At 50.4% G+C, this 23,776-nt stretch carries 22 protein-coding genes; 14 read left to right on the forward strand and 8 right to left on the reverse strand.

The genetic code is table 11. The features are described from left to right. Nucleotides 1–42 precede the first annotated feature (42 nt). The 6 genes from L4174_RS23200 (at nt 43) to L4174_RS23225 (ending at nt 7,791) form a co-directional block, all read left to right on the forward strand. Nucleotides 43–291, forward strand: a complete 249-nt coding sequence (locus L4174_RS23200; RefSeq protein WP_248142891.1) for a hypothetical protein — start codon at nt 43–45, stop codon at nt 289–291. Nucleotides 292–559: 268 nt separating this feature from the next. After that, on the forward strand, nt 560–1,417 hold the full coding sequence (locus L4174_RS23205; protein WP_248142890.1) for a hypothetical protein: 858 nt from the start codon (nt 560–562) through the stop codon (nt 1,415–1,417). 352 nt (nt 1,418–1,769) lie between these two features. Beyond that, entirely contained in the window at nt 1,770–4,364 is a 2,595-nt protein-coding gene (locus tag L4174_RS23210) for an alpha-amylase family glycosyl hydrolase (protein WP_248142889.1), read from the forward strand. 131 nt (nt 4,365–4,495) lie between these two features. After that, nucleotides 4,496–4,642 (forward strand): hypothetical protein, encoded by a 147-nt coding sequence (locus L4174_RS23215; RefSeq protein ID WP_248143375.1) that lies wholly within the window; start codon nt 4,496–4,498, stop codon nt 4,640–4,642. 419 nt (nt 4,643–5,061) lie between these two features. Further along, nucleotides 5,062–6,621: an ABC-F family ATP-binding cassette domain-containing protein gene (locus L4174_RS23220; RefSeq protein ID WP_248142888.1), complete on the forward strand. Its 1,560-nt coding sequence runs from the start codon at nt 5,062–5,064 to the stop codon at nt 6,619–6,621. 12 nt (nt 6,622–6,633) lie between these two features. Next, nucleotides 6,634–7,791: an MFS transporter gene (locus L4174_RS23225; protein ID WP_248142887.1), complete on the forward strand. Its 1,158-nt coding sequence runs from the start codon at nt 6,634–6,636 to the stop codon at nt 7,789–7,791. Nucleotides 7,792–7,850: 59 nt separating this feature from the next. On the opposite strand, the gene L4174_RS23230 is transcribed toward L4174_RS23225, so the two are convergent. The 5 genes from L4174_RS23230 to L4174_RS23250 all read right to left on the reverse strand — a co-directional run bounded on the left by L4174_RS23230 (nt 7,851) and on the right by L4174_RS23250 (nt 12,680). Beyond that, nucleotides 7,851–8,567: a hypothetical protein gene (locus tag L4174_RS23230; RefSeq protein ID WP_248142886.1), complete on the reverse strand. Its 717-nt coding sequence runs from the start codon at nt 8,565–8,567 to the stop codon at nt 7,851–7,853. A gap of 37 nt (nt 8,568–8,604) precedes the next feature. Next, nucleotides 8,605–9,387 (reverse strand): hypothetical protein, encoded by a 783-nt coding sequence (locus tag L4174_RS23235; RefSeq protein ID WP_248142885.1) that lies wholly within the window; start codon nt 9,385–9,387, stop codon nt 8,605–8,607. A 55-nt stretch (nt 9,388–9,442) separates the two neighbouring features. Further along, complete coding sequence (locus L4174_RS23240) at nt 9,443–10,213, reverse strand: TIM44-like domain-containing protein (RefSeq protein WP_248142884.1); 771 nt, start codon at nt 10,211–10,213, stop codon at nt 9,443–9,445. A gap of 313 nt (nt 10,214–10,526) precedes the next feature. Continuing rightward, complete coding sequence (locus tag L4174_RS23245) at nt 10,527–11,546, reverse strand: zinc-binding alcohol dehydrogenase family protein (RefSeq protein WP_248142883.1); 1,020 nt, start codon at nt 11,544–11,546, stop codon at nt 10,527–10,529. A 27-nt stretch (nt 11,547–11,573) separates the two neighbouring features. Continuing rightward, nucleotides 11,574–12,680, reverse strand: coding sequence for an alkene reductase (locus L4174_RS23250; RefSeq protein ID WP_248142882.1), 1,107 nt, complete (start codon nt 12,678–12,680; stop codon nt 11,574–11,576). Between the two features lie 110 nt (nt 12,681–12,790). Between L4174_RS23250 and L4174_RS23255 the strand changes: the two genes are divergently transcribed. Further along, nucleotides 12,791–13,702: a LysR family transcriptional regulator gene (locus tag L4174_RS23255; RefSeq protein ID WP_248142881.1), complete on the forward strand. Its 912-nt coding sequence runs from the start codon at nt 12,791–12,793 to the stop codon at nt 13,700–13,702. Between the two features lie 50 nt (nt 13,703–13,752). On the opposite strand, the gene L4174_RS23260 is transcribed toward L4174_RS23255, so the two are convergent. After that, on the reverse strand, nt 13,753–14,946 hold the full coding sequence (locus L4174_RS23260) for an MFS transporter (RefSeq protein WP_371929452.1): 1,194 nt from the start codon (nt 14,944–14,946) through the stop codon (nt 13,753–13,755). Between the two features lie 102 nt (nt 14,947–15,048). On the opposite strand from L4174_RS23260, the gene soxR reads away from it, so the two are divergent. Continuing rightward, entirely contained in the window at nt 15,049–15,486 is a 438-nt protein-coding gene (soxR, locus tag L4174_RS23265) for a redox-sensitive transcriptional activator SoxR (protein WP_248142879.1), read from the forward strand. Here the strand turns inward: soxR and L4174_RS23270 are convergent. After that, nucleotides 15,481–16,410: a LysR family transcriptional regulator gene (locus tag L4174_RS23270; RefSeq protein ID WP_248142878.1), complete on the reverse strand. Its 930-nt coding sequence runs from the start codon at nt 16,408–16,410 to the stop codon at nt 15,481–15,483. The two genes, soxR and L4174_RS23270, sit on opposite strands and share 6 nt — an antisense overlap. Before the next feature lie 118 nt (nt 16,411–16,528). Between L4174_RS23270 and L4174_RS23275 the strand changes: the two genes are divergently transcribed. Beyond that, nucleotides 16,529–17,518, forward strand: a complete 990-nt coding sequence (locus L4174_RS23275) for an NADP-dependent oxidoreductase (RefSeq protein ID WP_248142877.1) — start codon at nt 16,529–16,531, stop codon at nt 17,516–17,518. 48 nt (nt 17,519–17,566) lie between these two features. On the opposite strand, the gene L4174_RS23280 is transcribed toward L4174_RS23275, so the two are convergent. Continuing rightward, a complete protein-coding gene (locus tag L4174_RS23280) occupies nt 17,567–18,091 on the reverse strand; it encodes a GNAT family N-acetyltransferase (protein WP_248142876.1) in 525 nt (174 codons plus the stop codon). Nucleotides 18,092–18,355: 264 nt separating this feature from the next. Here L4174_RS23280 and L4174_RS23285 point away from each other — a divergent pair, with 264 nt between their 5' ends. The 5 genes from L4174_RS23285 to L4174_RS23305 all read left to right on the forward strand — a co-directional run bounded on the left by L4174_RS23285 (nt 18,356) and on the right by L4174_RS23305 (nt 23,753). After that, complete coding sequence (locus L4174_RS23285) at nt 18,356–19,087, forward strand: response regulator (RefSeq protein WP_248142875.1); 732 nt, start codon at nt 18,356–18,358, stop codon at nt 19,085–19,087. A gap of 423 nt (nt 19,088–19,510) precedes the next feature. Continuing rightward, nucleotides 19,511–20,731, forward strand: coding sequence for an ABC transporter substrate-binding protein (locus tag L4174_RS23290; RefSeq protein ID WP_371929453.1), 1,221 nt, complete (start codon nt 19,511–19,513; stop codon nt 20,729–20,731). 135 nt (nt 20,732–20,866) lie between these two features. Next, nucleotides 20,867–21,787, forward strand: a complete 921-nt coding sequence (locus tag L4174_RS23295) for a carbohydrate ABC transporter permease (RefSeq protein WP_248142873.1) — start codon at nt 20,867–20,869, stop codon at nt 21,785–21,787. Next, a complete protein-coding gene (locus L4174_RS23300; protein ID WP_248142872.1) occupies nt 21,784–22,641 on the forward strand; it encodes a carbohydrate ABC transporter permease in 858 nt (285 codons plus the stop codon). The genes L4174_RS23295 and L4174_RS23300 overlap by 4 nt, the downstream gene beginning before the upstream one ends. A 5-nt stretch (nt 22,642–22,646) precedes the next feature. Continuing rightward, nucleotides 22,647–23,753 (forward strand): ABC transporter ATP-binding protein, encoded by a 1,107-nt coding sequence (locus L4174_RS23305; protein WP_248142871.1) that lies wholly within the window; start codon nt 22,647–22,649, stop codon nt 23,751–23,753. Nucleotides 23,754–23,776: the final 23 nt, after the last annotated feature.

Raw genomic sequence — 23,776 nt, forward strand, 5'->3', positions numbered from 1 at the left:
GATGCACGGCGGGTGTCGTTGAATCAAATGATTAGTATCAAGATGAGCTATTATCAGGAATGTATTGAAAGTATTGAGCAAATGCTGGCAGAAACAATTCCCAGCAGCGGGATTCAGGGAGCCTTTGGAAGGTTTTATGTCGAGGAATGGTTAGATAAACCATTTGGAGAATTGCTTGAGCCGTCTTATGACGATTCCAGAATTGGAATTGACAAAATGGATCATTGTTTTTCAGTTGTTTTGTCGTATCGATACGGATTAAAAAAGGGTATATTCCAGAGTATTCCGTGAATCTTTTTGATAACTTAGAAGAAATCGGTTACTTTGAAACGCTGCTGAGTAAATTGAATGACAACGACAGAGATGCGTTCCTTTCTGATTTGATGAAAGTGAGAGAGCACAGAATGAAAAATTTTGAGTGAACCTATAGTGGCGGGCTGGTTTTAATCATTATCAACAGTTATTTAAGGTTGCTGAGACATCCATTGGTTGGTTTTTTCGGTTACGTTGTTCATTTCTGAATGCGGTCATAAAAATATCATAAGACGAAGGGGGGAATTTGAATAAGAATGAAGCAATAAGAGCAACGAAGAATGGTGCTATAGCTGCATTGATATCTGCATTTATCAGTCTGGTTGTGATTTTAATTGCCATTAATACAAATGCAGAAGGGAAGTTGGCAATAATGAATGATCCTGCCAATTTTTTCGATGTGGGGTTGATACTTGTTTTTGCTTTGGGAGTGTATAAAAAGTCAAGAATTGCTTCAGTTTTAGTTTTGGTTCATTTTATTGTGTCGAAATTAATTATTTCCATTGAAACTCAATCGGTTAACGGTCTGTGGATTTCTTTTGTTTTTCTCTATTTTTATGGCAAGGCCATCAAGGGAGCGTTTGTTTACCATAAATTAGATAAAGAGAATAATCCAGATTATAAGGAAACACCGAAATGGATTTATGTCATTAGTATCCCATCTGTTGTCGTTTTTATTTTAATCCTTGGGTTTGTGTTAATGTCAACTTTCGGATTTATTCCATCTACAAGAGTCCAATCAAATCAAGAAATTAGCAAGAATGACATCTCTATTCTTAGACAGAATGGTATTGTTAACGATGACGATAAGGTTGAGTTTTTCTATTCTCAAGGATTCTTATCAATTATGGAGAGTGGGAATGTTTTGACTCAAGATCGAGTGATTCTTTATTTGACAGATGAGAATGAATCGGTGCTGGTTTATGAAATTCCCCTGAGTGAAATCACCAGTGTAGAAATGGAATTACAGGGTGATATATTCACTGAAAGTATCTATAAAGTGAATACTGAAGATCCAGACCATTGGATCAAGCTTTTCTTGTCAGTCGAGCAAAATGGTGATCAAAAATTCATAAATGCTTTGCAGGATAGATTAGGAAGATAAGTATCTATCAATCAAATTATAAGTTTTTGAAAACCGATTCGCAGAAAATGAATCATGCTCTGACTCTAACGCTGACGCCCCCACACCCCCTCAGGGCGTAGAATAGGGGGCGTAGGCAGGGGGTGAGATAACAAGATCACAGTTCAATTTTTTCTTGCCATACAATAAGTTAATCGGTTCACATTTCGATTGGATTTCACCGGAAGCAGAATTTCGGACGTTATTTTTTGTGCTATCTACATCTCACCTGACGGGCGTAAATCGCTGCGTCGGGGGGAGTAAGAAAACATCAACAATAACGTGATCCTTCGGGAGTCATCTCTCCCGCAAAGGACGGCAAAAGGAAATCGACATGAGAACCTTACCTACACTCGTGATTGGCGCGACGCTGATCAGTGCTCCCGCGGTCGCCGACTGGCACTTCCGGGGAACGCCGAACCAGTGGAACGCGGCACAGATGACAGAAATCGCGGCCAACCACTATCAAACTTGCCAGACTTTTCAGCAAGGGGATGCCACCGGTGGTGCCCGGTTTAAAATTGACCGCTACGCTGACTGGCAGGAAAGTTATCCCGCCAGCGATTACACGGTTACCGGAGATCAAAGCTATCAAATTGATTTTTATACCGACAGCCACAGCATACAAACCACGCAAGTTGCCAGTTGTGATAGCCAGACTTATGCACAAAATTTTAGCGCGCTTTATTTTCGCGGCACGGCCAACAACTGGGCCGCAGATGCGATGACGCTGGCCGGTGACCATACGTGGTCACGCTTGATTCATTTTGACGGGCAGACCAATCAGCGATTTAAATTTGACCTGACCGGGGACTGGTCGCAGAACTATGGTGACAATCAGAATGACGGCGTGCTGGATGCGGCTGGTGGTGATATCTATACAAACGTGAGTGGCGATTATGTGGTCACGGTGAACGACCAGACACTGGCGTACAGTCTGAGGGCCGTGAATCCATGTACCACTGACTGTGCGATTCAGCCGACACTCGGCGCCACCTATCAACCGGATAAGACGACTTTTGCGATCTGGTCGCCGGACCACAGCAATGTCACGATCACCGTGAATGGGACAGAGTACCCGCTCACCAAAGTGAGTGACTTCAACGGTTACACCGATGTTTATCAGACTGAAGTCAGTGGGGATTTGTATCTGGCTGAGTACACCTTCAAGATCAACGGGATTCCGGTCCGGGACCCCTACGGGAAAATGGTGAAACCCGGTACGGGAGACAGTGAAGCCATCAACATTGTGATGGATATGTCCCGCACCCGTCCTGAAGGGGGCTGGGCTGAGCGGCCTGCACTCGTCAATCGGGAAGATGCCGTGATTTACGAAGTTCATGTCCGTGATTTTACGATCGATGCCAGTTCTGGCGTGAGCGCGGCCAAGCGCGGTAAGTTTCTGGGCATGGTCGAAAGCGGCACCCGTTATAACGGACTGAAAACAGGGATTGATCATCTGGTCGATCTGGGGGTGACGCACGTCCAGCTGCTGCCCGTCTATGATTTCGCGACCTGTGACGGACTGCCGGACAGCGACCCGTGTTACAACTGGGGTTATGACCCGCGCAATTACAATGTGCCGGAAGAGCGTTATTCACAGGTGCCGACCGATTACGAGGCGCGTGCGAACGAGTTTAAGACGATGGTGAATGAATTCCACAAAGCCGGGATTCGGGTCATCATGGATGTGGTGTATAACCACACTTTCGCCAATGAAATGTTTGAAAACATCAGTGGCAGCTATTACACCGCAACGGACCTTTCCGGGACCGGCAATTCAATTGACGCCGACCAGTCGATGGTCAGCCGGATGATTCAGGATTCACTGGCTTACTGGGTTGATGAGTATGGTGTTGATGGTTTCCGTTTCGACCTGATCGGCATTTTCTCTTACGGGGAAGTTGAAAAATGGGGACGCACGCTGAATCAGCAATTCCCGGACCGCAACTTGCTTATCTACGGTGAACCGTGGAATGGCTACGCCAGTGATCCGAAAGAAGCGCAACGCGTCCGCTACGGCACAACGCACAACATGGCGGATGAACATGTCGGCGTCTTCAACGGTGCGTATCGGGAAGCGCTGAAGGGCTCGAATGACGATACCCGCACCGGTTTTATGTTCAACAATCTGGACAGTGCAGAAGCCGGATGGTCAATCTACGACGGGATGCGCGGCTCGGCATACGACCCGAACGACAGCCGGAACAGTACCTGGTTCAGGAACTATGCGGCTGATCCGGAGCAAAGCATCAACTACATTTCTGCCCACGATAACTTTGGGTTGTGGGATAAGGTTTACTTAAGTCTGTCGAGTGATGTCGTGCAGAACAGTTCCCACCAAATTCTCAGCCTGACGCCGCCCGCAAATCTCGATTACGCTAAGCGAGTGGTGAACTTTGGTATGGGGATGGTGCTGACCAGTCAGGGCATTGGGTTTGTCCATGCCGGGGATGAGTTCTTAAGGACTAAAACCGACAATGAACAAATCAGCACCCCCAGCGCCTGGAACTTCGGTGATCACGGCGGCACGCACAATACGTACAATGCCCCGGACAGCTTTAACAGCATCAAGTGGCATCGTCGCGCTGACAACGCTGCCACCTATGACTACCTGAAAGATCTGATTGCGTTGCGACGTAACCATGCCGGACTGCGCATGACCTCGAATCAGGATATTGCCAATTACCTGACGGTTACCAGACCGGATGCGTTTGGCGGCCAACTGGTGACCGGTTATATCACCTACCCGCAAGACACGCATAACCTGTTTGTGGTGTATAACAGCGGGAATCATCAGACCATCAGCCTGCCTGCGGGCAACTGGACGCTGGCTGCGGATGCTTCGGGTGCTCAGAACCAGCCCGGACTTTCCGGCAACGTCATTGTTGAAGGGACAGCGGTGACTGTGTTTACGCAGGCCCGGTAAGGCTCTGATTCACAGGTGACCTGACATTCAAAACCGGTGATTCGCTCAGGGTGACCGGTTTTTTTTGTGCGTTTCAGAACCTGAGGTCCGGAATTGATTTTTTGCTTTACCTTCCTGCAACGGGAAGCTTTATGCTAATGGCTGTTGTTGATGAGGAGGATACGATGGGCTGTTGTAATCAGGCACCGAATGGCGGCAGCAATAAATTGGGGCTGCTGGTGAAGGGGATTCTGGGGCTGGCTGTGGTGATTGTAGTGCTGGCGGTCGCGTTTGGCTAAGCATGACATCGCTGACCGATGTATTGCGAATCGGAACATCGCGAACAGATGCGGAGTTGACTCTGACAATAAAGTTGGGTAACTTTCCGCCGAATACGAATTTGGACTTCTCTACGATGTTTTACATCCTCTTTAAGAATTTTGTCAGGCGAGTGTGCTCCGCGCATTAACACGATGAAGTGTTGCTCGGAGCTGAAACTCTTCTGAATCTTCATCAGATATAACACGGCATGCCTGATTTTACAGGCGGATGTGTTGTATCTGAACAAAGTAGAGAGTGGGGCCGACGATGACCTTCATCGCCGGCCTTTTTTGTTTCTGGCAGACAGAAACAAAGCATGATGTTTCTTGAAGAAAATTCTTGAAGCGGGGGGCCGGTATGTAAATACCGCCCCCCGTTTTTTTATGGATGTAACACAATGAGTTTACTGAATATTCAAAATCTGACTTACCACATCGGCGACAAAACCCTGTATCAGAATGCCGATTTCATGCTGTTTCCCGGTGAGCATCTGGGGGTGACCGGTAAGAACGGCGTCGGGAAAACTACCTTTCTGAAACTGCTTCAGGCAGAGATCCTGCCTGACGGCGGCGATATTGTCTGGCAGCCGTCTGTACAGATCGGTTATCTGGACCAGCATGCGCAGATGAATGTGGCGTTGTCTGTCCGCGGTTATCTGCAAACGGCCTTTGCTGATTTATATGCTCTCGAAGCGGAAATGATGGCGATTTATGCCTGCCCTGAAAAAAGTGTCCGGGACAGCTATCTGAGCCGGGCGGCGACGATTCAGGCCACGCTGGAAAGCCAGTCTTTTTACGTGATCAGCAGCCGGATTGATGCGGTGGCTGACGGGCTGGGGATCATTCAGTTCGGAATGGACACCCGGCTGGGTGATCTGAGCGGCGGGCAGCGGCACAAAGTGATGCTGGCTTCGCTGTTGCTGATTTCGCCGGATGTATTGCTGCTGGATGAACCGACCAACTATCTGGATACCGCGCATGTCGACTGGCTGGCTGACTATCTGAACAGCTTTGAGGGTGCGTTTCTGGTGGTGTCTCATGACCGGGCCTTTCTGAACCGGATCGCAACGGGGATCTGCGATATCGACCGTCAGCAAATCAGCAAATATAAAGGTAATGTGGATAAGGCGCTGGCCCAGAAAGCCAGTGCGGATGCGGCGCATGCCAAGCAGTATCTGGCGCAGAAAAAACATATCGATAAGCTGGAACAGTTCATCGCCAAAAACGGGGCCGGGGTCAATGCGAGCATTGCCAATGGCCGGAAAAAGCAGCTGGCACGCATGGATCGTCTGGCTGCACCAGAGCAGGAAAAGGCAATTTCGTTTGCTTTCCGAACTGCGGATCATGCTGCACAGAAAGTGCTGTCGGCATCGTCACTGGTGATTGGTTATTCCCGGCCGTTGCTGCCGGAAATGGGCCTCACGCTGTCCCGGGGCGAGAAAGTGGTGATTGCCGGTTTTAACGGGATCGGAAAATCCACTTTGCTGAAAACACTGGTCGGCGAACTGGCGCCCATTGCCGGGCAGGTGGCGTTGTCACAGGGACTGAAACTGGGCTATTTCGAACAGGAATTACACTGGGATGATCCGGAGGCAACGCCTGTGAATCTGGTGATATCTGCCTGCCCTGGTTCGGATGACAAAGCGGCCAGACAGCATTTGGCACGCTTTGGGGTTTCAGGCAAGCTGGCGATTCAACCGATCCGTTCACTGAGCGGCGGCGAGCAGACTAAAGTGAAGCTCTGCCGTCTGGCACTTCAGCCAACTAACCTGCTGGTGCTGGATGAGCCGACCACGCATCTGGATGCCAAAGTGAAATCGGCGCTGAAGCAGGCGCTGAAGGATTACAACGGAACGTTGATTGTGGTTTCGCACGAAAAGGATTTTGTCGCCGGATGGCCGGACCGGGTGGTGGATATCCAGTCTGTTCAGACGTCAGCAAGCGCGGCATTGGTTTAAGGAAAGATGAAGATGTTGAATGTTCTGCTGTTTTTGATTGCTTTTCTGGTCGGTGCAGATGAGCTGATGCTGGGGCCGATTCTGGCCCCTATCGGCAATGATTTGGGGGTTGCGCCGGAGCGGGTGACTTTGTTTATTACGACCTACAGCGTGGCACTGGCCTGTGTGGCGCCGTTTTTGGGTGCTTATTCTGATCGACATGGCCGGATGACCGTGCTGATCCCGGCATCTTTGTTATTCGGGCTGGCTTCGGTGGCGACCGGTGTGGTCGGCACATTTGAAGCCGGTCTGGTGACTCGGGTTGTGACAGGGCTGGCGAGTGCAGGTATGCTGCCAATTGCCTTTGCCCTGGCAGCGGATTCTTCCGGTGGTGAAGCAATGAAACGGATCGCCTGGGTGCAGTCCGGACTGACACTGGGCATGATTGCCAGCCCGGCGCTGGGGGCATTTCTGGCGGAAAGCCTGTCCTGGCGGGCTGGTTTTTTGGTGCTTGGTGTCTGTGCCTGGATTATTGCAGCGGCATTGGGATATCTGTCTCTCAGCGAAAAGGATCTGCCGGTAAAAACGGTCGTTGCATCTGAAACGCGCGAAGATGCATCCGGCAAAATCTGGGCGATCCCCGGTGCGGCCGGGGCGCTGCTGGCCATGTGCTTTGGTCTTGGCGGCGGGATTGGGTTATTTAACCTGATCGGTCAGCACTTACGGGACACACAGGGCTTGTCCATGTGGTCAGTCGGCAGCCTGTATGCGGTGCTGGGCTGTGTCAGCGTGGTCGGTAATCTTCTGATGCCGCGGTTATCGGCGCGTCTGGAAAGCGGTCGTCAGGTCATGCGTATCGCCTTATTGGTTTGTGTGCTGGTCAGCGTCTGGTTTTATCTGTTCCCCGCAGAAAATCTGCTGGTGCTGATTCCGCCATTATTGCTGTGGTCACTGGCGGGCGGTGTGGGTTCACCGGCATTGCAAAGCTATATTGCGGAACTGTCGCCGGCACACCGTGGAATCCTGATGTCACTGGCAATGACCATGATGCATTTGGGGGTTGCGCTATGGTCTGGTGTTGCCGGGTTTGTCTACACGACAGGTCCGGTCGGGATGGCATTACTTGCCTTTGTCCTGTTTGGCGTGGCAATGACGGTTTTGCAGCCGGTGAAAATGAAACGCGCATCATAAGATGAGTGTCCGCCCTGTACGGGATTGATCGTGCAGGGCGGAAAATTTCATGCTGTATTTTACAGTGTATGGATATACTGGATGTCGGTTTCACGATAAGCAATTTCTGCAAGCTTCCACTCACCGTCAATCCGGGTAAAGGTCCAGTAGCTTGAAGATTTTTTGGCGTATTCTGTTCCTTTCTTCAACTGACCACTGGCTTTCGTGATTTTGCCGGTTTCCTTATCGACGACATAATCTTTGATCATCGCATTCAATGAAGCGGTTACGGTGATCCCGTCTTTAAGATCATTCAGATCTGCCACATGGATTGCATATGGTTGCAGGGATGTGATGCTTTCTATCCGGCAAATATTCATGACGCCTTCTTTTTGCCATGGCGTTAAAAAACGTTCGTTTTGCTGATGAAAATAATCATTTGTCATTCTTTTTGACAAGGCTTCTTTATTCATTTCCTGCCAGTAACGATAGATCTCATGCATCAGTTGCTCAAAGACAGGCTGAAGATTGGTCCATTCAAAGTCATTGCTTTTTGCAATCAGGCAATCAAATTGCTGTTGCAGGTCAGACTTTTGGCTGGATGAATTACAAAACTCACAAATGAATAAAATAATGATGACAGGTACAGCAAGTATGATCACGAAAGGGGCGACACTTCCAGAAGAGCGAGCGTGTTTGAATGAAGATGAAAATCCTCCGGGGGCAGCTAAGGCGGATTCAGCGGCGAATGCGAAAACGAAAGCGGCTAATATGAGAATCGGAGTTTTATTTTTCATTGTTTATATTTCTCTGTCAATTTGAATGAATGCAGTTTTACTTAAGTTGGTTATCAATTTTCTCAAGGTCCATCTGCTGATGAATCAATTTTATTTGTTTAGGAGAGTCGGCAATTTCAGCGAGATTCCATTTACCCTTTTGGAGTATGAAAGTCCAAAAGCTCTCAGAGTATTGGCTTTCCTTGTCACCTTCTATCAGGCCACCACCACAGGTGCTGATAAAATAATTTTTCCCTGTCGAAAGGAAGTGGAACGTTATCGTGATACCATGTTCTAAGTTTTTTTTGTTTTGAATGTGGACTAAATAGGGTTCGAGTAAGTGGATCTCTTCTAGTGTGCGGATGTTGAGGATATTCTCTATTTTCCATACTCTGAAATATCGCTTATACATGAGTTCAAAAAAGTCTTTTGTCATTTTTTTTGAAAGAGCGTCTGTATCTGAAACTTCCCATTTCTGATAAATTTCATGGATGCGATCTTCAATGAATGTGTTGAGGGAATTTAAGTCAAATTCAGGGTGAATTGCAGATAGTGAGTGCAATTCAATATTTGCCTTTTTCTTGAATCGATTTACTTTATATGTTCTTACCGTGGTAATTATTTTGATGAGAATAAATAAAAAGATGGCTGATGTAAAAATATACCAAGGGAATGGTATAGAAGAAGAGGTTGATTCTTCTATATAAGCTGATATGGCTTTATTTGCATACATTTCAGTTTTTGAATAATGTGTTGGTTGGCTGGTCTCAGCTATTGCCAACCGGGTAAAAAATACCACAGCCAAAGTTGATAAGATGAATAATGTTATTTGTTTTTTCAAGGTGTATTTTCCCTTCCAATGACGATTGTGTGAATTGACTTCATGCACTAAGGACTTAATTGTTTTTCTGGTATTGATTGACGAATTTTACGTGAGTCGGTCTGCTTGCGATTTCAGTCACTTTCCATTTGCCCTGGCGGAGTATAAAAGTCCAGTATCTGATGGATTGAACATTTTCCTTTGTGCCTTCAACGATATTTCCGTTCTCAGGAAACTCCAGGTAATCTTTGACAATTGCATCCAGCTCAACAGTCAAGATGATGCCATTTTTAGCATCAAAATCTTTTTCGGTATGAATGAGATAAGGCTCGAGACTTTTAATTTTGATGATACGGCAAACATTGACAAAGCCTTCCTGTTTCCACTCCTGTAAATAGGATTCGCTTTGTTCCCGTAAAAAATCCTGGGTCATGTACTTTGACAGTGCGGATATATTCAGGTTTTGCCATTCCCGATAGGTATTGTGCATCAGTTGTTCAAAAAGAGGCTGTAGCTTTTGCCACTCGAATGTTTTCTCATCTTCAGCAATTTCATTTAATCGCGCTTTGGCTGTTTTTTTGAGGGTACGAATTTGTTGTGTATTTGACAGCTTCAGAATCAGAAGGATGGGGATGCCGATAAATATCAGGAACGGGAGGAATTCAGGGATAGAGCCATCACCGCCATTAAAGTTTGTGCTGTGATAGGAATTGTATGAAGTGCTCGACGATGATCTTGAAGAAGAGCCTGATGATGCAATCGATCCTCCGGGACCAGCGACTGCGGAACCTGCAAAAATTGCGATGAGCAAAACTGTTATCAGGACAAGAAGTGATTGTTTTCTCAACGATATATCCTTAACCAAACTGAATGGCGGCATTATTTTTATGGGTATACTGTTGAGGGCGGATGGTGGCTGGCTGAGATTAAGCGCTGTGTTTCAGTGTCTTAAAGAGCATTGGAGGGCTGATAGCTTTTTTTGATGAGAGCTTTTCTGTGATGAATACTATTTTGTGAAGAAAGCTATATTGGTGAAGAAAGTTATTTGGTGAGAAACCCACGGCTTGTTGATCGACCAACGCCGGACTCGGTTTTGAAATACCCGCCCTGCATCGCGATTGCAATGCAGGGCGGTGGCGTTTTCAGCTTGTGAGAGCAGATTACTCCCAGCCGGACAGAACCACTTTGCCGATCATATTGCCTTGTTCAACCAAGGCATGGGCTTTGCGCAGATTGTCTGCGTTGATGGGTGTCAGGTGTTCCCGCACTGTGGTTTGCAGGGTGTCGTGCTCGACAAGCTGACTGATTTGGTTCAGCAGTTTACCTTGCTCATCTATATCTTCGGTCTGGAACATCGAACGGGTGAACATAAATTCCCAGATAAACCCGGCGCTTTTGCTTTTTAACGGTTCCAGATCCAGCGGTTCGGGGCTTTCCACGATACTGCAAATCATCCCCTGCGGCTTGATGATTTGTGTCATCGCAGCCCAGTGCCCGGCAGTGTCGTTGAGACAGAGGATATAATCCACAACCGGAAAACCCTGCTCGGCCAGTTGTTCCGCCATGTTCTGGCGGTGGCTGATGATCTGGTCTGCCCCCAGATCCCGGCACCACTGGGCGGTCTCTTCTCTCGATGCCGTTGCGATGACAGTCAGGCCTGAGATTTGATTTGCCAGCTGAATCGCCATCGAACCGACGCCACCGGCCCCGCCAATGATGAGGATGCTTTTGGGGCTTTGGAAACCTTCAGACGGGATGCCAAGCCGTTCAAATAAAGCTTCCCAGGCGGTCATTCCGGTGAGCGGCAGGGCCGCTGATTCCGCCATCGAAAGGGACTGCGGTTTTTTCCCGACAATACGTTCATCGACCCGGTGATATTCGCTGTTGGTGCCGGGGCGGGTGATGTCTCCGGCGTAATAAACTTCATCGCCTGTTTTGAATCGTGTGACATCTTCACCGGTGGCGATTACGGTACCTGCGGCGTCCCAGCCCAGCACGCGTGGCTGAGATTCAGTTTTGTCTTTCGGTGCCCGGACTTTGACATCGACCGGATTGACGGAAATGGCCTCAACCCGGACCAGAATATCCCGGCCGGAAACATTCGGGGCAGGGAGCTCGATATCCATCAGGCTGTCCGGATTCGAAATGGGTAAATAGTGCGTCAGTGCGACAGCTTTCATGCTGGATTCCTCTATCTTGCGGATTGATTAAAGGTTTGGGTTATAAAAAGGATAATCGGTATAACCGGTCTCGTTGCCGCCAAAGAGCGTGGTCGGATCGGTGATTTCATTCAGCGGGAGCTGGTGTTGTAAACGATAGGGCAGATCCGGGTTCGCCAGAAACTTGCGGCCAAACGCGATCAGATCGACTAAACCTGTCTGCATCAGAGCCTGGCTTTTTTCCGGCGTATAATTCCCGGCAACTATGATGCTGCCACTGAAGGTGGCTCTCAGGGCTTTACGAAAACTGACGGACACTTCAGGGGCATCACTCCAGTCGGCTTCAGCCAGATGGATGTAGGCTATGCCGGTTTGTTCGAAGTGTCTGGCAGCCAGCAGGATAGCATCGGTGGCCTGCGGATCATTCATGCCGCGCTGGGTAATGAAAGGCGCCAGCCGGATGCCCACTTTGTCGGCGCCGATTGCTTCACTGACGGCATCAACAACGTCTGTGGCAAAACGAATTCGTTTTTCCAGCGAGCCGCCATATTCATCCGTCCGCTGATTTGAGGTGCGGCGCAGAAACTGATCGATCAGATAACCGTTCGCGCCGTGAATTTCCACACCGTCAAATCCGGCCTCGACCGCGTTGATCGCAGCCTGCTGGTAATCTTCAATAATGTTTTTGATTTCCGGGAGCGTCAGCGCGCGGGGAACCGGGCAGTCCTGCATCCGGCCAATGCCGTCTTCGCCGACAACCCAGACCTGAGCATCCGGTGCAATTGCGGATGGTGCGACCGGTTGCCCGTCTGCATGGAAAGACGGATGCGACATCCGGCCGACATGCCACAATTGCAGGAAAATTTTGCCGCCCCGGGCATGGACGGCCTGAGTGACAGCCCGCCACCCCTGAATCTGCTCAAAGCTGTAAATGCCGGGGGTGAACGAGTAGCCTTTCCCCTGCGGTGAGATTTGGGTGGCTTCTGTGATAATCAGGCCGGCACTGGCGCGCTGGGCATAGTAATCCGCCATCAGGAGGTTTGGAATATCCCCCGGCTGGCTGGTGCGTGAGCGTGTCATCGGGGCCATGACAACCCGGTTGGAAAGTGTTAATGCACCCAGTTGAAGCGGTGAGAACAGGTTGGAATCCGGCATTTTGAAACTCCGTTGAATGATTCAGTGATTGGACGCATTCAGTGTATTGATTCAGAATAGATTGATAATTGGCTTGAATCTGAAAACTCATTTCATAAAAATTGAATAATATGGCGAAAATTGATGACATGGCGCTGTTTGCCCAGGTGGTGAAATCGGGCGGACTGGCTGCCGCAGGGCGCAAACTGGGGCTGTCACCAGCCAGCATGACAGCCAGAATGAATCAGATAGAACAGCACTATCAAACGCGTCTTCTGAACCGGAATACACGGCACATTGCGCTGACGGAAGCCGGGCAGCGTTTTTATGAAGGCTGCCTGCGGGTTCTGGAAGAAGTTGCGATGGCCGAGGCGGCACTGAGTGAAGAGGAAGCGGCGTTGTCCGGGACGTTGCGGATCACAGCGCCGTCAGATTTTGGCAGACAGTATGTCGCCCCGGCACTGGCGGCATTTCATGCTGCGCATCCGGACGTTTCTTCTCATCTTTATCTGACAGACGGCCGGTTGAAACTGATCGATGAAGGGATTGATATTGCCATCCGGATGGGCAATTTACCCGACAGTAATCTGGTCGCCCGCGCACTGGTTCAGAATCGCCGGGTGCTGTGCGCTTCTCCGGCGTATCTTGAACAGGCGGGCATGCCGGCATCTCCTGATGAGCTGGTCAGGCATCGCTGTCTGGTGATGGCATGGGGCGGTCAGGAAATGGATGAATGGTTTTTCAGAACCGAAACAGGCCAGATGTCGGTCAAGGTTCGCCCGGCACTGGTGAGTACCGATGGAGCAATGGTTCGTCAGTGGGCCGTTGATGGCTGTGGTATCGCCATGAAATCCTGGTGGGATGTCCGAAAAGATGTCATGGATGGACGGCTGGTCGTGCTGTTTGATGAACAGATCATTGGCCTCCATCCCGGTGATTCCGATGCTGTCGGTATCCATCTGGTGTTTCCCGGTCGGAAATTTCAGCCCCGTCAGGTTCAGGCATTTTCCCGTTTCTTGCTCGAGTGGATGGCCGGACAATAAAAAAACGCCGCCCCGAAACAGCGGAAGGCGGCGTGTCACACAGACAGAGATCAGGCTGGCGTCAGATGGACATGGGCCTGACGCTGGTAAAGCATCTGCATGCCCAGTCCGGCAAGCAGAATGATCACAGCCATGATGGCAAAGCCCAGTTCGGTGATTTGCAGAGAGCTCAGGACGGCAATCAGCACAAAGCTCAGACCCTGGCTCAGGACGGAAAACAGTTTCAGGCCCCCTTCAATGCGTCCCCGCTCATGTACACTGACTTCATGGTTGAGCTTATTGGTTCGGGCGATGCGGTTCAGGGCGTTGAAGAATCCCAGAATCACGGTCACACTGACCAGGACTTCCGGCGTCAGCCAGACTGAGATCACCATCAGCAGACCCCCGATAATAATCACCGATCCGGTCATTGCTTTTTCGTGGCTGATCCGGGTCAGCAAACGGGTCACCAATAGTCCTGTGATCAAGGCGCCGATGCCGTAGCTCAGAGACCAGGAGGCAAACCAGCTGCCGCTGATGTGCTGCTCGGAAAAATAGACCGGAACCAGCTTCGCCAGATAAGACAGCATCGGATATGTCAGGCACGAGAGCGCCAGAAAGAGATAAAAAGCCGGCTGACGGGCGAAGATCTGGCGGCTGTCCGAGAGTTGACGGAAGAATGCCTGAGGTCGATGCGTCATCAGCTGACGCCGATATGGTGTGAGCTGATAACTGACTGCAGCGATGCCGGAAGCCAGGGTGGCCAGCAGGGCAAATTCTCGCATGGACCAGAGACTCAGCAGCACAATCCCGGCAGCCCCGGCTCCCAGTGTGGTGAGCTGCATCACGACTTCCTGCTGGCCGGTCACTTTTGCGTAGTCGGTTTTGTCATAGTTTTCCTGGGTAAAGGCATTGTTGGTGCTCCAGGCTATATCGTTGGTCAGCCAGAAAATCAGTTGTGCCAGCGCCAGCAGCCAGATGGAATCGGCCTGAAACAAAAATGCGACCAGCACTGCCAGGGCGGTGGACGACTGAATGATCTGAATGGTGACCAGAATGGCTTTTCTGGAATGGCGGTCGATCAGAGTTGCGGTGAATGGCGTCGCGAAAAATGATAACGCAGTGCAGACCAGTGAAACCGTTGCAACAAATACGCCCATATCCCCCTGACTGAGCATGACCCAGGGTAACGCCAGCATAAACATGCCTGAAGAAATTCCGTCAAAAAAGCGGCCGGTAAGATAGGTGACAGTCCCTGACATGATGATTTCCTTTTATTTTTCTTGATGGTGGGCAGAGCTTAAAACCTCAAGTAAACTTGAGGTCAAGGCGGAAAAACAGATTTTTACTTGGGGACAGGAAAAGCAATGGACATGTCGGTCGGACAGGTGGCACAGCGTGCAGACGTCAGAATATCAACGCTGCATTTTTATGAGCAAAAAGGACTGATTCAAAGCTGGCGAAATCCGGGCAATCAACGCCGCTATGACCGCAGTGTGTTGCGCCGGATTGCTGTGATCAAAACGGCCCAGCAGCTGGGCATGTCGCTGGAAGAGATCGGCGCGGCATTGTCCCACTTGCCGTTAGATCATGCGCCGACACAGGAAGAGTGGCAGGAGATGGCGAGTCTCTGGCGACAGCAGCTGGATGAACGGATCATAAAGCTGCAGAAAATGCGGGATTCTCTGGGAGAGTGCATTGGTTGCGGTTGCCTGTCGCTGAAAAAATGCCAGCTGCGAAACCCGGATGATGCGCTGGCCGAAGAAGGGACAGGTGCAGTCCTGCTGGAAGCAAAGACCTCATAAACCATGATCTGGCTGTGGAATGAGCTTTTGGGTGAGCAGTTTTTTGGTGAAGAAATCCACGGCGGCTCTGATCTTGGGCACCTGATACCTTGGCTTGTAATAGAGCAGGTGAATCCCGAGTTTTTCGGTGGACAGACACGCAGGCTGAGGTAAATCAATTTTAACCAGCTCGCCATTGTCTCTGTCCTCTTGGGTCGCCCAGTCCGGCAGCAGCGCCATAACTTTGCCTGCCATCATGAGTTCGCGAATGTACCGGCCGGAGTTGGTCACCACATAGGGCGTGAGATTCATCGCCATCCACTGGCCCTGTCGGACGATTCCCCAGCGGAGGATCTGGCTTGGACCCCGGTAAAAAGCCAGCTGATGCTGATGCAATTCCTCGTGGCTTGCGGGCATTCCGAACATGTCGAGATACTGGCGGCTGGCGCACAGATGCGGCGTGTTATCACACAGCCAGCGGGCGTGAATTCGCTCGTCCGGCATATAGCCCCCCCGAATTGCGATATCGATTTCAGCCTGCGACAGATCATTCACTTTATCCGACACATCAATATCCAGACGGATATCCGGATACAGCGATTCAAATTCACTCAGATGAGGCAGCATCTGATTCTCAAAATAATGGCTCATACAGCTGATTTTCAGGATACCTGAAGGTGTATGCTGGTAGGTCTGGACGAGTTCCTCGGCCTGGCGGATTTGCTCGAGAGCCCGCTGACACTGGGTTAGATAGGCCTGGCCGACTTCCGTCAGTTTGATGGCCCGGGTGCTGCGTTTCATCAGCTCGGAACCCAGGGTTTCTTCCAGCCAGCTGAGATGACGGGATGCGCTGGAGACCGGCAACTGTAACTGTTTGGCGGCACCGGAAATGCTGCCACACTGGATGGTTGTGGCAAAAACTTCCATGGCTTTGAGTTTGTCCATGCGATTTCTCTCTGGTTATTTTTCCAGTTTAAGCAAAAGTGTTTCCTAAATCTGCTGTCTTATTTTCATTTTCAGCAAGAGTTAGAGTGTGCCTCAACGCAAAGCGAGGAACAAGATCATGAGCTATAACGCGATTCTTCTGAAAAAACGTCCGGACACCCGTATCACGCCGGATGTATTTGAAAAAGTCACCCAATCAATGCCTGAACTGGCGGAAGGCGAGTTTCTGGTCAAGCAGACCCATATGTCGCTGGATCCTGCGATGCGCGGCTGGATGAGTGCGGATCGGGAAAGTTATATCCCGCCGGTAGAACTGGGTGATGTGATGCGCTCCAGTGGTATCGGTGATGTGGTGGCATCCCGTCATCCTGATTTTCCGGTGGGTACCCGTGTGATGGGGATGATGGGCTGGACCGAATATTTTGTTGCCAAAGGCGGCCTTTCACCGGTGCCGGTTACAGTGCCGCAGGAAGCATTGTTGTCTGTCGTGGCACTGCCGGGCGTTACGGCTTACCACGGTCTTTATGAAGTGCTGAAACCTGAAGCAGGACAGACTTTAGTTGTGACGGGTGCCGCGGGTTCTGTGGGCTCGATGGTCGGTCAGCTGGCGAAGCTCGAAGGCGTGCGGGTTGTTGGGATCGCGGGCAGTGATGAGAAGTGTCAGTGGCTGACCGAAACACTGGGTTTTGATGCTGCGATCAACTACAAAGCTCCTGATTTTGCAGCGCAGCTGGCAGCAGCAACCCCGGATGGCATCGATCTGTTTTTCGAAAACACCGGGGGTGCGGCCCAGCAGCACATTTATCACCGGATGAATGCTCATGGCCGTGTTGCTGTGTGCGGCATGATTGCCGATTACAATACCGCGACGCCGCTGCCGGGTCCCAACTGGATGAACATTGTTCGTAAGCGTTTAATGATTCAGGGTTTTACCATGCCGGATCATTACCACCGTTTTGCGGAATACGGACAGAAGCTGGCTGAACATCTGATGGCTGGTCAGCTGAAATACCGCGCGCATACGCTGCACGGTCTGGACAGCGCAATTGAAGGCATTAACCTGCTGTTCTCCGGAGAGAATCAGGGCAAACTGATTGTTGAACTGTAAGTCATTGCAGTCGGATAGTGAGCCGGGCAGATGCCCGGCTCAGTGAGATCAGCATACCAGCCGGTCTGTTCCGGACCAGTTGTAAACAAACTCATCGACCACGGTGCCATCCGGTGCCTGCCAGGTTTGCGCACAGTATTCGGTGCCCCCGACGCGCTGGTAAAAACCAATGGCCGGCAAATTCGAAGCCAGCACTTCCAGATAGATACCCTGACCTTGTGCTTTCTGGTCAATGATTCCGGCAGCCGTTTTCAGTAACAGCTTTCCAACGCCTTGTCCCTTCGTCTGCGGGCTGACGTGCAGGTTATCGATCAGCGTTCCGAGTTCAGGGTGTGCATCCAGCTCAATACAGATGAAACCACAGAGCTGATTGTCCTGCTTTGCGACCAGAATATGTCGTTTTTCCATCGGCTGGATGAGTCGTTGATGCCATACCTGCTTTCTGTCCTGATGAATGTCCTGCGTCAGGTACTGCTCAGATAAGTCGTGGCGGTACACCATCTGCCAGTTCTGGATGTGCAGATCTGCGATGGCCTGATGATCGTCGAAAGTTGCGTCTTGAATGGTCAGCATATAGGCACTTCTTTTCTTATTTATGAGTTTTTCAGACATTATGCCTGAATGGCGTATGAGAGAAAGTGGTTGGCGACTTTCTGCTTTCAATCTCAGAGGAAAACTTTACCCGCCTCAAACTTTTGCGGTATCAGTCGTGATTTCATGTCTGTAATGAATAACACTGCCAATAAAAACAATAAACCTCAGCCACCTTAGAAGCCGTTGGACCGGCATCTGAAGGGAGTCTGGGATCTGACGTGTACAAGGAAAGAGAACACCAAGATGTCGACAAAGACCATTCTTGTTGTGGATGACGACGTTGAAATCCGCGAGTTATTGCAAGAGTACCTGACAAAATCCGGTTATGCCGTGATCACGGCTGAAGATGGGATCGCGATGAAACTACGGCTGGAGGCCGACGACCCGGATTTAATTTTGCTGGATGTGATGATGCCGGGGGATGACGGCTTCACTCTGTGCCAGTTTGTGCGTAAAACCTCTGAAGTGCCCATTATGATGCTGACGGCAGCGTCTGATGAAATGGATCAGATTCTGGGCCTGGAGATCGGGGCCGACGATTACATCGCCAAACCGTTCAGTCCGCGTCAGTTGCTGGCACGAATCAAAGCGCTGTTACGGCGGACACGGCCGGTTGCACAGGATGAATTTCAGCAACCCGCTACATTGCCGCGCACCATTCGTTTTGGTCACTGGCGGCTGGAGACGCTGTCCCATCGCTTGTATAACCTGCAAACGGAGCAGGACTTTGAGCTGACCGGGGGGGATTTCAGCTTGCTGATGCTGTTCTTATCCCGTCCGAATGAAGTGCTGGACCGGGACACGATTTCGAACGCCACCCGCGGTCGGGAGGCGTTGCCGTTCGAGCGGGGCATTGATGTTCAGCTGAGCCGGTTGCGTCAGCGGCTGGGCGACAGTGGCAAACAGCCCAAATTCATCAAAACCATGCGCGGAAACGGCTATATTTTTACTGCCCCGGTGACGTATGAGCACTGAACTGCCAGGCCGTTTGCCTGAGGATTAAGGCAAATGGCCGGACTGTGTTTTCTTCTCTTCCGGACGCCTGCCTTCGCAGGAGTGACGGCGTTTGATGTTTGGATGCCGCCACTGCTTTGTGATTTCAGCGCAGGCAGGAATTCCTGATTCATCAGACATAGATATATAACTCACACCAACTCACCTCACACTTTTTATCATTTTGTTAACACTGCAAGTCTCTGCTTCTAAAGATTAAAAATGATAATGTTACTTGTGTGTTACGTTTGGGTTTCCTTTTGTTACAGTGCGTTTTCCTTGGATGGGTAGACTCAGGAGGACTGGCTCGCCGTACCCTGCACGCCAGCATTCAACCTGAACACAAGGAAGAACATCATAATGATAAAGAATCGTACCTTTACACTGAAAAAATCACTGATTGCAATGACCTTTGCAGCGGTAAGTTCTATGGCGCATGCGGGTGAAGTTGAAGTCCTTCACTGGTGGACTTCCGGCGGTGAAGCCAAGTCCGCCGCTGTTTTGAAACAAATGCTAGAAAAACAGGGAGATAGCTGGAAGGACTTCGCGGTTGCCGGTGGCGGCGGTGAAAGTGCGATGACCGTTTTGAAAACCCGCGCGGTTTCGGGGAATCCGCCTTCTGCGGCACAGATTAAAGGCCATGATATTCAGGAGTGGGGTGATCTTGGCTTCCTGACCACACTGGATGATGTTGCAAAAGCGGGTCACTGGGATGACGTTCTGCCTGCAGTCGTGACGAAAGTGATGAAATACCATGGTGATTATGTGGCCGTCCCGGTGAATGTACACCGTGTGAACTGGCTCTGGGCCAACCCTGAGGTATTCAAAAAAGCCGGTGCGCAAGTGCCAACGAACATGAAAGAATTTTTTGCCGCGGCAGACAAAATCAAAGCAGCCGGATTTATTCCGCTGGCTCATGGGGGGCAGCCATGGCAGGACGCAACGTTGTTTGAAGCCGTGGCGCTGGATGTGCTGGGGTCGCAAGATTACAACAAAGCCTTTGTCGATTTAGATATGGGTGTGCTGTCCGGTCCGAAAATGGTGGAAACCTTCGCGACCTTCCAGCGCATGCACAACTATATTGATGACAATTCTCCGGGCCGTGACTGGAATATTGCCACCTCAATGGTGATCAACGGAGATGCCGCCATGCAAATCATGGGTGACTGGGCAAAAGGTGAGTTTGCTGCGGCCGGGAAAAAGCCGGGTAAAGACTACATTTGCGCACCGACTCCAGGCACGGCGAACCAGTTTACCTTCAACATTGACAGCTTTGCCTTCTTTAAACTGAACAATAAAGACAATGAAGTCGCTCAGAAACATCTGGCGAAAACTATTTTGGATAAAGACTTCCAGGAAGTGTTTAACCTGAATAAAGGTTCAATTCCGGTTCGTCTGGATATGAATATGGATAAGTTCGACCAGTGTGCGCTGGATTCGATGGCAACCTTCAAGGCATCTGCGAAAACAGGTGATCTGGTGCCAAGTATGGCGCATGGTCTGGCGACAACCAGCTATGTTCAGGGCGCAATCTATGATGTGGTCACTAACTTCTTCAACGATAGCGATGCTGATCCGAAACAAGCCGCGCAACAACTGGCCAAAGCCGTAAAAGCCGCCATTTAATCAACCGTCAGCGGGCTGAATACCGGCCCGCATTTTTTGATTCACGTGACTTCACGGTGCTGAATTTCAGCGCTGCGGGCTGTTGTTGCCCGGGAAATCACGTGATTGAGATGTCACCCAAATCAAGGACGCACTATGGAGCACACCTTGTCGCTGACCAAACTGAAAGCTGCCAGACCCGGTCTGGCGGACAGATTGCAGAAGTGGCTGCCAAAAATTGTGCTGGCCCCGACCATGCTGGTCACTGTGGTTTGTATTTACGGCTTTATGTTCTGGACCTTTTACTTGTCGCTGACCAATTCCCGTTTTCTGCCCAGTTTTAACTTTGCCGGTTTGCTGCAATACGAAAAACTGATGGACAACGATCGCTGGCTCACCTCGGTCACCAATCTGGGGATTTTTGGCCTGATGTTCATGTTCATCGCCATCGTACTTGGCGTGGGGCTGGCAATTTTGCTGGATCAGAACATTCGTCAGGAAGGCGCGATTCGCACGATTTATCTTTATCCGATGGCTTTGTCTTTCATCGTGACGGGGACGGCCTGGAAATGGATTCTGAACCCGGGACTGGGCATTGAAAAACTGATGCACGACTGGGGCTTTACCGACTTTCAGTTTCACTGGCTGGTGGACCAGGATATGGCGGTGTATACCCTAGTGATTGCTGCAGTCTGGCAGTCGTCCGGCTTTGTGATGGCGATGTTTCTGGCGGGTCTGCGCGGAATTGATTCCTCAATCATGAAAGCTGCGCAAATGGATGGTGCCAGCATGCCGGTCATTTACTGGAAAATTATTCTGCCTTGTCTGCGTCCGGTCTTTTTCAGCGCAGTCATTATTACCTCGCACATTGCGATTAAGAGTTTCGATCTGGTAACTGCTCTGACGGCGGGTGGCCCGGGTTATTCTTCTGACCTGCCTGCACTCTTTATGTATGCCCACTCCTTTACCCGCGGCCAGATTGGTCTGGGGGCTGCCAGTGCCATCATGATGCTGGCTGGTGTTCTGGCGATTCTGGTGCCTTACCTCTACTCGGAATTGCGGGAGAAAAAATCATGAATAAGCATTTCACGCTTGGCCGGATGGCGATTTACAGCGGACTGCTCTTTTTCTGTGTGGTTTACCTGATGCCATTGGTCGTGATGGTGATGACATCATTTAAAACGCTGCCGGACATTAAAAGCGGCAACCTGATGTCACTGCCTCAGGAATGGGTGGGATATGCCTGGAATAAAGCCTGGTCCGGCGCCTGTACCGGTGTGAGCTGTGACGGCATCAAAGGCTATTTCTGGAATTCATTTCAGATGGTGATCCCGGCGGTTGCGATTTCAACACTGCTGGGCGCATTTAACGGTTATGTGATCAGTAAATGGCAGTTTCGCGGTTCTCAGCTGTTTTTCAGCCTGATGCTGTTCGGCTGTTTCATTCCGTTTCAGGTGATTTTGCTGCCGATGGCAGCGCTGCTCGGCAAGCTGGGTCTGGCGAACACCACGGCGGGGCTGGTGACGGTGCACGTGATTTATGGCCTGGCGTTCACGACGCTGTTCTTCCGTAACTTTTACGTGGGCGTGCCTGATGAACTGGTGAAAGCGGCCAAGCTCGACGGTGCAGGCTTCTTTACCATTTTCTTCCGTATTCTGCTGCCGCTGTCGACACCCATCATTATGGTGACGGTGATCTGGCAGTTCACCGCGATCTGGAATGATTTCCTGTTCGGCGTGGTGTATTCCGGTGCCGAAACACAGCCCATTACCGTGGCGCTGAATAACCTGGTGAACACCAGTACCGGGGTGAAAGAGTATAACGTTGACATGGCCGCCGCCATTATTGCCGCCTTACCGACACTTTTGGTGTACGTGCTGGCAGGGAAGTATTTTGTACGCGGTCTGACCGCGGGATCAGTGAAAGGATAACCATTATGGCGACACTCGCTTTAAAACAGATTCGCAAAACTTACCGTAATGCTGAGATTGAGACGCTGAAAGGAATTGATATCAGCATAGATTCCGGAGAGTTTCTGATCCTGGTTGGTCCCTCGGGTTGCGGAAAATCCACATTGATGAACACCATTGCCGGTCTGGAAGATATCAGTTCCGGTGAAATTATGATTGATGGTATCGATGTGGCGCAGGTCGAACCCAAAGATCGCGACATTGCTATGGTATTTCAGTCTTATGCGCTGTACCCGAACATGTCGGTTCGCGATAACATCGCCTTTGGTCTGAAAATTCGAAAGCTGGACAAGGCAAAGATTGCGCAGGAAGTGGACCGTGTGGCGTCCATGCTGCAAATCGATCACCTCCTGGATCGTAAACCCGCACAGTTATCAGGCGGGCAGCGCCAGCGGGTTGCCATGGGTCGTGCACTGGCGCGCCAGCCGAAGCTGTATTTGTTTGATGAACCGCTGTCGAACCTGGATGCCAAACTCCGGGTCGAAATGCGGACTCAAATCAAACGCTTGCATCAGCAGCTCGGTACCACCATTGTTTATGTCACGCATGATCAAATTGAAGCCATGACGCTGGCGGACCGGATTGCCGTCATGAAGGATGGTGAACTGCAGCAACTGGGTACGCCAAAAGAAATCTATACCCAGCCCAACAATATGTTTGTTGCCGGGTTTATGGGGTCACCGTCGATGAACTTCATTCATACTCAGGTCGATTTAGACGCACAGGATAAACCCATCGCGCAGGTTCAACTCGGCAGCGATACTTTTGACTTGCCACTCCCGGCATCGTTGCGGGAGCGGGACGGACAATCGATTGTCATCGGACTGCGCCCGGAGAATATCACCGAGCAAATGGCAGAAGGGGAAACCTGTGCCAGTTTGCCATTGACGATCGATGTTCTGGAGCCAACCGGTCCGGACACGATTGCGATGGTGACGATGAATGGGCAAGAGGTCGCGTGTCGTATTTCCCCAGATTTCAATGCGAATGTTGGTGATACGCTGCCATTTTGTATTGATCTGTCTAAAGCCGTTTACTTTGATGCCACGACTCAACAACGGATTGCGGTCTAAAGAATAGCACTCAATTGTGATGA

This window comes from Photobacterium sp. CCB-ST2H9, from assembly GCF_023151555.2.
Taxonomy (GTDB): Bacteria; Pseudomonadota; Gammaproteobacteria; order Enterobacterales; family Vibrionaceae; genus Photobacterium.